The 15,158-nt window shown below is 35.3% G+C and carries 11 protein-coding genes; 2 read left to right on the top strand and 9 right to left on the bottom strand.

Annotation, left to right across the window (positions count from 1 at the left end; genetic code table 11):
- Window positions 1-121 precede the first annotated feature (121 nt).
- The gene (locus SLH48_RS11340; protein ID WP_214482594.1) at window positions 122-304 is read left to right on the top strand and encodes a YjzD family protein; all 183 of its coding nucleotides are present in this window, start codon (window positions 122-124) and stop codon (window positions 302-304) included.
- 363 nt (window positions 305-667) lie between these two features.
- Here SLH48_RS11340 and clpB read toward each other — a convergent pair whose 3' ends face one another.
- Both clpB and SLH48_RS11330 read right to left on the bottom strand, forming a co-directional pair.
- Window positions 668-3,274 carry an ATP-dependent chaperone ClpB gene (gene clpB, locus SLH48_RS11335; RefSeq protein WP_320258232.1) on the bottom strand — a complete coding sequence of 869 codons (2,607 nt, stop codon included), beginning with the start codon at window positions 3,272-3,274 and terminating at the stop codon, window positions 668-670.
- Window positions 3,275-3,602: 328 nt separating this feature from the next.
- Window positions 3,603-3,782 (bottom strand): YjzC family protein, encoded by a 180-nt coding sequence (locus tag SLH48_RS11330; protein ID WP_320258231.1) that lies wholly within the window; start codon window positions 3,780-3,782, stop codon window positions 3,603-3,605.
- Window positions 3,783-4,235: 453 nt separating this feature from the next.
- Between SLH48_RS11330 and SLH48_RS11325 the strand changes: the two genes are divergently transcribed.
- The gene (locus SLH48_RS11325) at window positions 4,236-5,063 is read left to right on the top strand and encodes an undecaprenyl-diphosphate phosphatase (protein WP_320258230.1); all 828 of its coding nucleotides are present in this window, start codon (window positions 4,236-4,238) and stop codon (window positions 5,061-5,063) included.
- A 102-nt stretch (window positions 5,064-5,165) separates the two neighbouring features.
- Here SLH48_RS11325 and argF read toward each other — a convergent pair whose 3' ends face one another.
- The 7 genes from argF to argC form a co-directional block, all read right to left on the bottom strand.
- Window positions 5,166-6,125, bottom strand: coding sequence for an ornithine carbamoyltransferase (gene argF / locus SLH48_RS11320; protein WP_320258229.1), 960 nt, complete (start codon window positions 6,123-6,125; stop codon window positions 5,166-5,168).
- Complete coding sequence (locus SLH48_RS11315; protein WP_320258228.1) at window positions 6,125-9,265, bottom strand: carbamoyl phosphate synthase large subunit; 3,141 nt, start codon at window positions 9,263-9,265, stop codon at window positions 6,125-6,127. The genes argF and SLH48_RS11315 overlap by 1 nt, the downstream gene beginning before the upstream one ends.
- Window positions 9,258-10,340: a carbamoyl phosphate synthase small subunit gene (locus SLH48_RS11310; RefSeq protein WP_320258227.1), complete on the bottom strand. Its 1,083-nt coding sequence runs from the start codon at window positions 10,338-10,340 to the stop codon at window positions 9,258-9,260. The genes SLH48_RS11315 and SLH48_RS11310 overlap by 8 nt, the downstream gene beginning before the upstream one ends.
- A 75-nt stretch (window positions 10,341-10,415) precedes the next feature.
- The gene (locus tag SLH48_RS11305) at window positions 10,416-11,579 is read right to left on the bottom strand and encodes an acetylornithine transaminase (RefSeq protein WP_320258226.1); all 1,164 of its coding nucleotides are present in this window, start codon (window positions 11,577-11,579) and stop codon (window positions 10,416-10,418) included.
- A gap of 250 nt (window positions 11,580-11,829) precedes the next feature.
- Window positions 11,830-12,597 (bottom strand): acetylglutamate kinase, encoded by a 768-nt coding sequence (gene argB, locus SLH48_RS11300; protein WP_413785408.1) that lies wholly within the window; start codon window positions 12,595-12,597, stop codon window positions 11,830-11,832.
- An 11-nt stretch (window positions 12,598-12,608) separates the two neighbouring features.
- On the bottom strand, window positions 12,609-13,835 hold the full coding sequence (gene argJ, locus SLH48_RS11295; RefSeq protein ID WP_320258259.1) for a bifunctional ornithine acetyltransferase/N-acetylglutamate synthase: 1,227 nt from the start codon (window positions 13,833-13,835) through the stop codon (window positions 12,609-12,611).
- Between the two features lie 61 nt (window positions 13,836-13,896).
- Window positions 13,897-14,928 (bottom strand): N-acetyl-gamma-glutamyl-phosphate reductase, encoded by a 1,032-nt coding sequence (argC, locus tag SLH48_RS11290; RefSeq protein ID WP_320258224.1) that lies wholly within the window; start codon window positions 14,926-14,928, stop codon window positions 13,897-13,899.
- Window positions 14,929-15,158: the final 230 nt, after the last annotated feature.

The following is a 15,158-nucleotide window of genomic DNA, read 5'->3' as shown; positions in this document are numbered from 1 at the left end:
TGTTATTCATTCTTTACAATGTATGATTGTATTTACCAAAATGTAAGTCGTAACATCTATTTATTCTATATAATATTTATGATATGATTAACTTAAAATGCATAATAGTGGGGTGATAATATTGCGTTATTTTTGGACTTTTTTCTGGACATTTTTATTAGTACATATGGCTACTTATGTAGGCAGCTCAATGCTTGGTGCTGTATATAGCTTTACAACAGGTACCGTATTAGCTGTTGCATTTACCCTTTTTGTATATATCATTGGGGAAGCACTTCCAATCGAGCCTACTGAAAACCATTAAAGAAATTCGATTTCGTGAAAAACTTCGGAATCGATTGAATATTTAGGGCTTTTTTCGAACGTTAATTATATACGTGCTTAACTCTTATAACATAAAGCAACAATTAATGCGAAAACAGCCCTATTTAGTAAATAAAAAAGGCTTGGGATTAACCCAAGTCTTTTTTATTTTTTTCTTTTCTAAAGGCTCTTTTCATAATTTTTGTTCATACTTTAGCAAAAATAGAAGAAAAGAAACCTTGTATTCTTGACTATTTTTTAATTTTAAAAAACAGTGTTTCTATATGTCCATCAATTTACTCGGTAAAAATGAGTTACAAAATCTAACTAGCCTATAAATAATTATAGATACGTTTACAAATTCTCACTCACTACTGATGTTGATTTGTCCATTTTTTGCATCAATTTTCACATGATCATGATCGTTTATATGACCAGCAATGATTTCTTTTGCCATTAGTGTTTCTACATGTTTCTGAATAAACCTTTTTAACGGCCTCGCTCCGTATACTGGATCGAAGCCTGCTAATCCTATATATTGTTTTGCTTCCGCTGTAACTGAAATTGATATGTGCCTCTCTTTTAGTCGAACTTGCAGCTCGTTAATCAGTTTTTCAACAATTCGATTGATAGACGCTTGAGAAAGTGGTTTGAACAAAATGATATCATCAACTCGGTTAAGAAATTCCGGTCGGAAATGTCCTCGTAGTTGATCCAGAACTTGATTTTCAATAACATCATTTATTTGCCCAACCTCATCCATCCCATCTAACAGAAACTGAGACCCTATATTTGAGGTCATTATTATTACTGTATTTTTAAAATCAACTGTTCGACCTTGTGAATCTGTAATCCGTCCGTCATCTAAAAATTGTAACAATATATTGAATACTTCTGGGTGTGCTTTTTCAATTTCATCTAACAATACTACTGAATAAGGCCTTCTACGAATCGCCTCAGTTAATTGGCCCCCTTCTTCATACCCAACATAACCTGGAGGTGCACCAATAAGCCTTGAAATCGCATGCTTTTCCATATACTCAGACATATCAATTCTGACCATCTGTTCTTCACTGTCAAATAATGCTTCAGCCAATGCTTTTGCAAGCTCTGTTTTTCCTACGCCAGTTGGACCTAAAAAAATAAATGAGCCGATCGGTTTATTTGGATCTTTTATTCCTGCTCTTGCCCTTAGTACTGCATCAGCAACCAGTTCAATTGCCTTATCCTGACCAATGACCCTTTTCCCTAATATGCCTGCAAGTCTCAGTAACTTTTCCCTTTCACCTTCAACAAGCTTTGTTACTGGAATACCCGTCCACTTGCCTACAATATTTGCTATTTCTTCTTCTGTTACTTCTTCCCGTAATAAACGATTCTCTGGTTGTTGGTCATTTAACTGCTGCTCTAATAATTTATATTCCTTTTCTAATTGTGGGATTAGTCCATGTCGTAGCTCTGCAGCTTTGTTTAAATCATAATTATTTTCAGCTTCTTCAAGATCTCTTTTTGCTTTTTCAATTCGTTCTCGTAACAACTGAATATTTTGCAACCCTTCTTTTTCAAGTTGCCACTTGCCTTTCATAGCTGCAGCTTTCTCTTTTAAATCTGACAGCTCTTTTACTAAAATTTCAAGGCGGTTTTTACTAACGAAGTCCGTTTCTTTTCTTAAAGCGGCTTCTTCAATTTCAAGTTGCATCATTCTTCGAGTGACTTCATCTAATTCAGCAGGTAAAGAATCAATTTCTGTTCTTATTTTTGCACAAGCCTCATCGATAAGATCAATTGCTTTATCTGGTAAAAAGCGTTCAGATATATACCGATCAGATAATGTTGCAGCAGCAACAATTGCTCTATCATGTATGTTCACCCCATGATGAATTTCAAATCGTTCCTTCAATCCTCTTAATATGGAAATGGTATCTTCTACAGTGGGTTCATTAACAAGCACTTGCTGAAAACGACGCTCTAATGCAGGGTCTTTTTCAATATACTGGCGATGCTCATCAAGCGTTGTAGCACCAATACAATGGAGCTCACCTCTAGCTAACATCGGCTTTAGCATATTCCCAGCATCCATTGCCCCTTCTGTTTTCCCTGCACCAACAATCGTGTGCAATTCATCTATAAACAACAGAATTCTACCATCGCTTTTTTTCACTTCTTGCAATACAGCCTTTAATCTTTCTTCAAACTCTCCACGAAACTTTGCACCTGCTACAAGCGAGCTCATATCTAATGTAAAAATAGTTTTATCCTTCAAACCTTCTGGAACATCTTTACGCACGATACGTTGCGCAAGACCTTCAACAATCGCTGTTTTCCCAACACCTGGCTCTCCGATTAAGACTGGATTATTCTTTGTTTTTCTAGATAAAATTCTAATAACTCTTCGAATTTCACTATCACGACCAATTACCGGATCAACTTTCCCTAAGCGTACTTCAGCAACGAGATCACGCCCATATTTTTTTAAAGCTTCATAAGTAACCTCTGGGTTTTGACTTGTCACTCTTTGGTTCCCCCTTATCTCAGCTAAAACCTTTAATAATGAATCTCGAGTAACACGGTGTTGTATAAACAGATCCTTCATTTCTGATGATGCCTTTTTGTTTACGATAGCTAATAACAGATGTTCAATAGAAATATATTCATCTTTAAAAAAATCAGCTTCCTCTTTTGCATATATAAAAAGCTGTTGTAACTGGTGAGTTATATATACTTTACCAGCCTCAACCCCTGCTCCAATTATTTGAGGTTTCTTATGTAACAGTTCTTCTACTTGCTGTTTAATAAGTTGGATTTTAATATCTAAGTGTTGAAAAATCGTCTTTACTAGCCCATCTTCTTCATTTAAAAGTGTATACAATAGGTGAACAACATCTACCTCCTGATGATGGTTTTTAATAGCTAATGTTTGGGATGACATAACAGCCTCTTGTAGCTTTTGCGTCATATTATTTAGCTCCATCTAAATCCCCCCAAAAAAGTAGTTTGACTTTTTTTGACCTTTAATCATATTATATATGGATTCTTGTGGAAATAAAAGTATATGGCAAAAAATCTCCTTTAACATAGACGTTACAAATGTTGATTGTGTAGTCTAGTTAAAGGAGATAGTATGATATTCACACTGGTTTCTTTCGTACAAATTGTTGCTACAAGTATTAACATATGATGCGCGTGCACCTAGATTTCGTGGACATTTTTTACTTTTTAAAAATTTTGGGGCTCGGACAAAGCCCCAGCTTACTTTACATGATTAATTTACGAATAGAACCTTCGGATTTTATCAGTATTTAAGGTTTTCTTTTGTATGTCCAATGTCTATTATGATTTGATGCTTCTGGGAATGGATCTCCTGCTTTTAATCTAATCTTCTTTGGATTTTTCACATTATCCCCTGTCTCCCCTACTTCAACATATTCTCCATTATTCGGAGCTCTTTGCCCTGATCTAAAGCGATGACTTTGTCCCATCTTTCTCACTCCTTAAAACAATTTATCTCAGCAAGAGCATGAAAAGACTTTGGAAAGTTCCTTCTTTCTCATTCACACTCTTTTCCACATGCAGTATTACTATTTCCTTTTAACTACAATTTCATGTTTTCTACATATCATTTTGAAAGAATATTTCTTATTTCATGTGAATACATCTTTTATGTGACGAGCTTTTTAATTTACACAAGACCTTCTCTTGAAACTAAAAATTAGACAGTATGTGCATCATTTTCTGAAAAAATGCTATAAAAGCTAATTTACAAAGCGTTTATTGGCTATATAAGAAAATAATTACTAAGTAAAACGAAAGCAGCTCATTAAAACAACAATCTTTGTAAGAACAGCCTTTACATAGAAATTAACTCTTTACAGCCATACAGAAAGTATAGTTAAATGAATAAATAGTAGCATCAATATTGGAGGATTTTATACGTGGATTCATTTGAAAAAATATTTCTCTTACTTAAATATTTATTGTTAGGAATATTCCAAGGGTTCACAGAACCAATTCCTATTTCATCAAGCGGCCATTTATTTTTAGCAGAGACTATTTTTGGAATAAAAACTGAAGATATGTCATTCGCATTACTTGTCAATACAGCATCTCTTATCGCAGTCCTACTCATCTATAGAGAAGATTTGATTCGTTTAACAACTAATGGCATTGCATATGTTATAAAAAAAGATGAAAGTGCAAAATCAGATTTTCGTTTTATCATTTATTTAATTATCGGAACAATTCCTGCTGGAGTCATTGGTGTATTATTTGATGATTTCATTTCTTATCATTTGAAGAAAATTTATGTTCTTGGAATTGCTTTATTAATTACTGGTATCGCACTATGGACGATTCGTAATTTACGCGGGAGAAAAAATGATGCTGAGCTTACACTTAGAGATTCCATTATTGTAGGGTTTGCCCAAGCTGTTGCACTCATTCCTGGAATTAGCCGATCTGGAGCAACGATTGTTGCTGCTATGTTACTCGGCATGAAGCAAGAAACTGCGTTACGTTTTTCTTTCTTATTATATATTCCAGTCAGTACAGGTGGGATGGTATTAGGCTTTACAGATATTTTAACTGACGAGAATTTAAAAACATTAGCCATACCATATACAGTTGCCTTCTTTGCTTCACTATTTGCTTCTTACTTTTCTTTAAAGTGGTTTATGGGCATCATGGCAAGAGGAAACTTGAAATATTTTGCAATATATTGCTTTATCGTAGGAACGCTCGTAACAATTTATGCGTTATTTTAAGCTCACATACTGAAAATATAACAAACCAAAAAGAAGGTATAGAAAAACTCCCAATTAATATTATAATAGGGAGTTTTTTACTACGATGTTTATGTTAACTAACTAACTGAGTATCTCTTGCAATAATGCTTTTTGAACGTGTAAACGATTCGCAGCCTGTTCAAATACTACAGAGTGATTGCCATCTATAATTTCAGCAGTAACTTCTTCACCTCTATGTGCAGGTAGACAATGTAAAAATTTAAAGTTAGACTTAGCTTTCTTGATTAAATTTTCATTCACCTGAAATTGTTGAAACACTTGTAACCGCTCTGCCTGCTCCTTTTCTTGGCCCATACTTGCCCACACATCAGTGTAAACAAAATCAGCCATTTCTATAGCATGATATGGGTCATGAGAAATGTCAATCGAAGCCCCGCTTTCTTTAGCAAATTGAGAAGCTAGTTTAAAAATTTCACTCTCAGGTTCATATCCTTTAGGGCAAGCTATGACACAATCTAAACCTACTTTAGCCGATGCTATCATTAATGAATGGGCCACATTATTCCCGTCTCCAACGTAAACTAGTTTAACATCTTCAAAAGTTTTGTTCGTTTCATAGATTGTTAATAAGTCAGCTAATGCTTGACATGGGTGAAATTGATCTGTAAGACCATTAATGACAGGAATTTTAGCATGTAACGCTAATTCTTCAACTGTGCTATGAGCGAACGTTCTAATCATAATGGCATCTGCATATTGTGATAATACTTTTGCGGTATCTGCTATTGTTTCTCCTCTACCTAATTGTAAATCATTACTATTCAAAAATAGCGCGTGACCACCTAATTGCGTCATCCCTACTTCAAACGACACACGCGTTCGTGTTGAAGGCTTGTCAAATATCATAGCTAATGTTTGACCATCTAGTACCTTACTATGCTTACCGCTTTTACTTGCCTTCTTCAAATATAATGCAGTGTTTAATAAATACATGATTTCGTCGATATTCAATTCACTTAGTGTCAGCAAATCCATACCCTTTAATTGAATATTGGTCTTCACTTTTGGTAGAGCTGCCATTATATCACCACTTCCTGCGTTAATTTAGATTTTTCTTGCCACTCTTGTATCGAATGCATCGTAAATTTCTTGTGAGAAATTGCTGTAAAAAACGCTTTCACTGTCTCATATTGAGTGAATACTTGTTTACTATGAGCGATAGACTTTATGCGATTAGTCAATGCTTGTTTTCCTTCATTTATACTAATCACTGCTAATGCTTCTTTTTTCTTCAGCCAAACATCAATATTTACATCTTCTACTGCTATTAAACCAGCTGCTTCAATCTCGTGATATAGCGTGTCCTTTAATTCATCTTGTTCGTCATCAAGGTCAATAAATATTTCATTACTTCCTTCGTGTGACTGAAGATAAGAATGAAATGTCTTTGCGAGTGCTTCATTTATCGTTAACGCAATGCTAATCCCTTCTCCAGTAGCTTTCATTTCTGGTCCAACAGTCGGGTCGACCCCATTCAACTTGTTTATGGAAAAAACAGGGGATTTCACAGTGTAATACGGTTGATTCTCTAGTAACCCTTTGTTGCCATACAGTTGATCTAATGTATATTTCCCAAGCAATAATTTTGTCGCAATTTGTATAATAGGTATATTTGTTACCTTACTCACAATAGGAACTGTTCTACTAGCCCTTGGATTAACTTCAAGTACAAAAACATCACCTTTGTTTATGACGAATTGAATATTCATCACACCTGTGAAAGATAGCTTTTGAGCAATTCTTTCCGTATAGGCAACAATTTTGTCTCTTTCTTCTCCTGTTAAACTATATGCTGGTAAAACAGCATAACTGTCACCTGAATGAACTCCTGCTCGTTCAATATGTTCAATGATCGTTGGAATGACTATATTTTTCCCATCCGATAACACGTCAACCTCCACTTCTTTGTCAGGGATAAAGGCGTCTATTAATACCGGGTACATTCTCTGTGTTTGTTTATTCATATATTTTTTTAATTCCTGCTCTGATGAATACGTGACCATGCCCTTCCCACCAATAACGTATGAAGGTCTCAGTAAAATCGGATAACCTATTTCACGCGCTTTCTCTAATATGTCATACTCATTTAACGCTATTTTGCCAGGTACATGTGGTACATCAATTTCCGATAGAAGCTTGTAAAAAAGATCTCTGTCTTCTAACAGGTTTACTCTATGATGGGAGGTTCCAACAATTTCAACACCATAACTTTCTAACTTTTGAACAAGATTAATTGCAGTTTGACCACCAAACTGAACGATTACTTTTTCGACACCTTCTGCTTCTATAACATTTAATACATCTTCAAAGATCAATGGCTCAAAATATAAACGATCTGCTGTTTCATAATCGGTGCTTACAGTTTCTGGGTTATTGTTTATCAAAATCGTTTCATACCCTTCTTGTTGTAAGGCAAAACAAGCATGAACTGAACTATAATCAAACTCGATTCCTTGACCAATCCGTATAGGACCAGAACCAATAATGAGTACCTTTTCTTTTGAAGAAGCTGCTAGTTCGTTTTCTCCAAAATAGCTGGAATAATAATAGGCTGTTTTCGTCTTAAATTCAGCTGCACAAGTATCTACTATTTTATAAGAAGGAACAATTCCTAACGACTTTCTTTTACTTCTTACATCAAGCTCATTGACATTCCATAACAAAGCGATGTACTCATCTGAAAAGCCTTTTTCTTTCATCTGTTGCATTTCTTCTTTTGTAACGCTATTTAATGACATTTGTTTTATTTTCTGTTCAAAGTCAATTAGTTGCGAAAATATATGCAAAAAGAAATAATTAATCTTCGTATGCTCAAATATAACATCGACTGAAATTTCCCTGCGTAATAATTCAAGAATTACGAATAACCTCCTATCATCAGCTTCCTTTAGAAGTTTCAGGAGAGGTTCTGTAGCAAATTCACATAGCTCTTTTAACAACAATCCGATGCTTTCAAGTTCAAGTGATTGAATTGCTTTTTGAATGGCCCTTTCAATATTCCGGTCAAGTGCCATGACTTCTCCTGTTGCCTTCATTTGTGTACCTAATGTCCGATCCGCAGCCGGAAATTTATCAAACGGCCATCTCGGGATTTTAACCACAGTGTAATCTAAACTTGGTTCGAAGCTTGCAAAAGTATAACCAGTTACTGGATTGGTTAATTCTGCTAATGAATAGCCAACTGCGAGTTTAGCGGCTATTTTTGCAATTGGATAACCTGTAGCTTTTGATGCTAATGCAGATGAACGACTAACTCTTGGATTAACTTCTATTAAATAATATTGCTTACTGTATGGATCAAGTGCAAATTGAATATTGCACCCACCGACAATACCTAAAGCTGATATGATCTTTATAGATGCTGTTCTTAGCAATTGATATTCATTGTCAGAAATTGTTTGAGAAGGTGCAACAACGATTGAATCCCCTGTGTGTATTCCGACAGGATCAATATTTTCCATATTACAGATCGTAATACATGTTCCCGTTGAATCACGCATTACCTCATATTCTATTTCTTTAAAGCCAGCTACACTTTTCTCAATTAAACATTGAGAAATCGGGCTCGCTAATAACCCATTCGTTACGAATGACTTAAACTGTTCTTCATTGTAGGCGATACCACCACCTGTTCCTCCTAATGTATATGCAGGGCGTATAATTATGGGAAAATCCACTTTTGATGCAAAACCTAGAGCACCTTCCAACGTTGTGACAATTTCACTTTCAGGAACTGGTTCATCTAGTTTTTTCATAAGTTCACGAAATTCTTCTCGATCCTCACCCTTTTTTATCGATTCAATTGAAGTGCCTAATAAGCGAACACTATATTTTTCTAATGCACCTTCTTCATATAAGGAAAATGCAAGATTTAACCCAGTTTGACCACCTAGTGTTGCTAACAATCCATCTGGTCTTTCTTTAGCAATAATTTTTGTTACGCAGTCAACTGTTAATGGTTCAAAATAAACAACATCAGCATACAAATCATCTGTCATAATTGTTGCCGGATTGTTGTTAATTAAAATCACTCGGTACCCTTCTTCTTTTAATGCTTTACATCCTTGTGTGCCTGAATAATCGAATTCTGCTGCCTGACCAATAATAATTGGACCTGACCCAATGACTAGGATGCTTTGAATTGTTGTATCTTTAGGCATACACTTTCTCACCCCTAACCGCACAAACACTATCTATAAATTCGTCAAAGACCCATTCACTTTCAACAGGCCCTGGATTAGCCTCAGGGTGGTATTGAACTGTTAATATTGGTAACGTTTTATGTGTTACACCTTCTATCGAACGATCATTTACATTGACAAAACGTGGTTGTAATGAAGTTTCACTGAGACTATGTTCATCCACAACATAACTATGATTTTGTGATGTCATAAAAACTTTATTATTTGTTAAATCACGCACTGGTTGATTAGCACCGCGATGACCAAAAGATAACTTTAATGTATTCGCTCCAAATGTTAAGCAAACGAGCTGATGTCCTAAACAAATTGCTAAGGTCGGGTAATTAGATAATATTTTTTTTAATTCACTTATGATGTTTTCAAGTGCCTTTGGGTCTCCTGGACCATTAGATAACAATATACCATCAGGTTGAATTTCAGTAATTGTGTTATAGTTTGTATGATATGGTACGATCGTTACCATACAGCCACGTTTTATCAATTGTTCAACAATTGATTGTTTGTATCCAAAGTCTATAACTAAAATGTGTGGAAATCCCGTACCTAATGTTTGATTGTTCTTAGTAGATACTTCAGCAACAGCCAACTTTTCTTCATGTAAATGCTTTATTTTGCTAAAATGCGTATGTGGTATATGAGATATTTGTCCTAACATAGTGCCACTATCCCGAATTGTTTTGACGATGGCCCTCGTATCAATATGTGTAATTAATGGAACATTCCATTTCCTTAAATACTGTTCTAGTGTTTTCTCAGCTTCAAAATGATTTAATGATTCTTTCGCTTCGTACACAATTACTCCAGCAACATGTGGTTTGTTACTTTCAAAATCTACAGCGTTAATTCCATAGTTCCCTATTAAAGGATAAGTAAAAACAATAATTTGTCCTTTATACGAAGGATCAGTGAGAACCTCTTGGTATCCTGTCATTCCTGTAAAGAACACAACTTCACCAGATATATTAGTCGAAAGAGGTGATTTTATGTCCCCTTCGTAGACATTCCCATTCGTTAACGTTAAATATGCTTTCATGCTACACCTCTTTTTGTATTTTTATTTATTTTATTGAATTTTTATGCATTTCGGATTAAAAAAATAACCCGATAGTTATTTAGCTACCATTGTTATATCTGATACAACTTTACTAATGATATTTATTGCATAATTTATTTCATCATAGCTTACTGTAAGTGGTGGTAATAGCCGAATCACTTGTGGACCTGCTGGTAATACAAGTAGTCCTTCCTCACGGACTTTCGATATAATATCTGTAACATTGATATTACAAGCAATCCCTATCATCAATCCTTCCCCGCGAATTTCTTCTATGAAGCTTACATGCTTACAAACATCACTCAGTTTATTCTTTAAATAGACTGCTTTTTGTTCAACTTGCTGTAAAAAAACATCATCAAATATGATTTCTAATGTTGCTTTTGCTGCAGCGATAGCTATTGGATTTCCACCAAATGTTGAACCGTGAGAGCCTGGACCAAATGTATTGATTAGATTCTCAGTCCCAATCATTGCACCGATGGGTAAACCACTTCCTAACCCCTTGGCAACAGTAATAATATGTGGTGAAATACCAAATTTTTGATATGCAAACTTAGATGCCGTTCTACCAACCCCTGTTTGTACTTCGTCAACAATAAGGAGTGCTCCATACTTGTTACATAATTCCTCAACCCTTAGTAAAAAATCACGCTCAGCTGGTACAACTCCACCTTCACCTTGAACAATTTCTAGCATAATGGCTGCTACATGACTATCAATCACTTTTTCTATCGCTTCGATATCATTAAATGGTAGATAAAGAAACTCTTCTAATAAAGGTCCAAATCCATCATGAACCTTATCCTGCCCTGTAGCCGTCATCGTAGCAAATGTTCTGCCGTGAAATGACTGTTTAAATGTAATTATTCTTGATCTATTCGTATGTTTTCTTGCTAGTTTAATTGCTGCCTCATTTGCTTCAGCACCACTGTTACAGAAGAAGACTGCTGAACCGTTACTATTTTCAACAAGTAGACGTGAGACTTCTTTCTGTGAGTCAACATGAAACAAATTTGAGACGTGCCAAAATGTTTGTAATTGTTTTTCTATTGCTTGTTGAACTTTTGGATGACGGTGACCTAGATTACATACGCCTATTCCAGACACAAAATCTAGATAACTTTTGCCCATTTCATCAGTGATATGTGAACCTTCAGCTGAAGCAACATGAATGTCCCAACGCTGATAAGTAGGAAATAATGTTTCTTTCGTCATTGTAAGCTACCTCCCAATTAGAAAAGCGCAAGCGACTGTATCATCCCCGACAAGCACTGGACACATTTCACATGAAGGCGTCTTTTTTCCTTCGGTTGAAATGGCGAAGTGGTCTCGAGGGATAGGTGCTAGAGCTAGATATAGATAACCCCTGTATAGCGAATGATTCTCTGCAAAAATATTATACTTTCCATTTATTAAACACATTCTTATAATGCACTCTTTATTGATCAAGAGTTATAAAAAACTCTTACATTTTTCTTATTTTCGTTCCGTGCAACGACCCGCTGGCAGATAAGATGCTATTTTTCCCGCTGACAATCATCACTTCTTGTAGTTTGTCTGATAATGAGTGAATTGCTGCTTTGACCTTTGGAATCATACCTCCATAAATCGTCCCATCACTTATCATGCCATTAATTTGGTTTTCAGATGCTTCTTCTAAAAGAATACCATTTTGTAATATACCTGGAACGTCTGTAACAAACAATAATTGCTTTGCATTGAGTGCTTCAGCAATACTCCCTGCTGCTGAATCAGCATTAATATTGTATTTCCCCCCTTGTGAACTCATGCCTATTGGTGCAACAACTGGGATGTAGTCATCGTTAAGTAGCGTTATAAGCAAATCTACGTTTACATGATCAACTTCACCTACGTAACCTAACTTCTCAAATTCAATAGGCTTCACTAGCAACATTTGTCCATCACAACCTGATAGTCCTACAGCTTTGAGACCATATTGAGATAAATTAGTCACAAATTGTTTATTAACCTTTCCAGCTAAAGTCATTTCTACTACATCTAACACATCTTTTGTCGTTTTACGTAAGCCATCAACAAATTCCACTCGTATGTTCATTCGTGACAATAATTGGTTAATAATTTGCCCTCCACCGTGTACAATAACCACTTTCTTTCCTCGTTTTTGAAGTTCATGGAGCCCTTTAAAAAACTGTGCTGAAAGCTCTGTTATAACACTTCCTCCACATTTAATTACGATGATGTCATTACTCATCCCCATCCTCCTTACGTTCGGTAGCTTGCATTAATTTTGACGTAATCATAAGTTAAGTCACAGCCCCATGCTACTCCTTCGCCATCACCTATATTCAAATGTACCTCAATATAAATATCATTATTTGCTAAATATGCTGTTGCTCTTTCCTCGGAGAACGGCTGTGGTTGACTCGCAATTAACATCTTTATTGAACCGACCGTAATATCTACAGTATTTGGATTAACTGATGCACTACTATGTCCAATCGCCCCAATTATTCTTCCCCAGTTCGCATCATTACCGTAAATCGCTGTTTTAACAAGGTTAGAACCGACAATTTGTTTAGCCATTTCCCTTGCTTCATCGTCGTTTACTGCACCTTTCACTTTCACTTCAATAAGCTTTGTTGCTCCTTCCCCATCACGAGCAATTTGTTTAGCTAAATCTTCACAAACATGCATTAAAGCTGTGTAAAACTGCTTCCATTCAGAGTGTATTGGGGTTAATGGTTCATTATTAGCTAGCCCATTAGCCATCACAATAACCATGTCATTAGTAGATGTCTCACCATCAACAGTTATTTGATTGAATGATTGATTCGTTATTATTCGTAAAGTATTTTGTAAAATTGCTGAATCAATATTGGCATCAGTCGTAATAAATGAAAGCATAGTAGCCATGTTGGGGTGAATCATACCAGAACCTTTAGCTACTCCACCTATTGTCACTGTTTTTCCATCAATAACTGTCTGATAACATGCCTTTTTTGTAACGGTATCAGTCGTTAAAATAGCTGATTCAAAATGCTGTGCATTTTTTTTCGTTTTGTTAGGTTTAAGTTTTTTTATTCCAGAACGGATCTTATTCATTTGTAATAATTCACCTATTACTCCTGTTGAAGCTACTGCAATGAGGTGTTCTCGCATCGAAAATTGTGTAGCACATAAATGTCTCATTTCATATGCATCCTGCATACCTTGTTCACCGGTGCATGCATTGGCACAGGCGCTGTTTACAACAATAGCTTGAAGCTTGTTTTCAACTGCAATACTTTGTTGCGTAACTTTTAATGGAGGTGCTTGAAAATGACTTTGTGTATATACTGCAGCACATGTGGCTGGTACTTCACTGAGAACAATACCTAGATCATTTTTTGTGTATCTTAAACCTGCATGAACCCCATCCGTTTGAAACCCTTCAGGAGATGTTATCGTTCCTTCTGGCAATACATTAACAGTACCTACTTTTGTTTTCATATTAATCAAACTTATTCCTCCATTATTTTTTTCGTAAGAGAAAGAAAAATATATATGACATCTATGGATAAACAGGTAGTAAATCTAAGCCAGTATGTTCATCCATACCTAGTAAAATATTTAAGTTTTGAATAGCCTGACCTGCTGCTCCTTTAACTAGATTATCAATCACTGAAACAATTGTAATTCTTCCTGTTCTTTCATCATTCATCAATGCAATATCACAATAGTTTGACCCATAAACTTCCTTCGTTGATGGAAATGCATCCTTTACTCGTACAAAATAATGCTCATCATATGCACACTTATAAATATCATACAGCTCCTCCGTTTTGAGCTGTTTTTTAGGCTCAACATACATTGTCGCCATAATACCTCGAGTCATTGGAACAAGATGGGTGCTAAATGTAATTGGTTGAATGCTACCATTCCAATTAAGGAGCATTTGCTCTATTTCTGGAATATGCTGATGTTGATTTACTTTATAGATTTTTAGATTCTCATTTGTTTCAGCAAAATGAACAGCGGTAGCTAAACTTCTTCCTGCACCCGAAACACCTGATTTTGCATCAATAATGATCGATTCTTCCTTAATTAAATCCATCTGAACTAAAGGTGCTAAACCTAGTAGTACCGCCGTAGGGTAACAACCGGGATTTGCAATAATCTTAGCTTCACTAATTTTATTGCTATTCCACTCGGATAATCCATATACAGCTTCCTTGACAATTTGAGATGGAGCTGGAGTCTTGTTATACCATCTTTCATAAGTTTTATTATCTTGTAGCCGCAAATCACCTGATAAATCAATGATATGTGTATCATATTCACTGAATTGTGATGTCAATTCACTAGATACACCAGCTGGTGTTGCCATAAATACCACATCTACCTCACTACCAATTTTGTCAATATCAATACTTTCTAACTGAAATTTCAAACTTCCAGATAAATGTCCATACATCTGCCCTAATGGTAATCCATCATTAGAAGATGAATGAACAGAATGAACATTAACGACTGGATGTTGCTGCAATAAACGTAGTAGTTCTACTCCTCCATAACCTGTTGCACCGATTACAGCAGCTCTCATCTGCGATCCCCCTCTATTTCTTAGACAGCATTGATTCACTCAATTCAAAGCTACACCTCTGTCTTTGTCATGTTTTTTTGAACATCACGTAAAATTAGTTTTCATTATAATACTGAATAAATATAAAATCAATTGTATTTTTATAAATAAATTATAAAAACCATAAACTATTATATAAATACTATTAATTACGCTGTAAAAATAGAACAAACATTAAATCTACCTATTTT

This window comes from Cytobacillus sp. IB215316 (assembly GCF_033963865.1).
GTDB classification, from domain to species: domain Bacteria; phylum Bacillota; class Bacilli; order Bacillales; family SM2101; genus Nanhaiella; species Nanhaiella sioensis.
The sequence above is the reverse complement of the archived record's forward strand: the minus strand, read 5'-3'. Positions and strand labels throughout refer to the sequence as shown.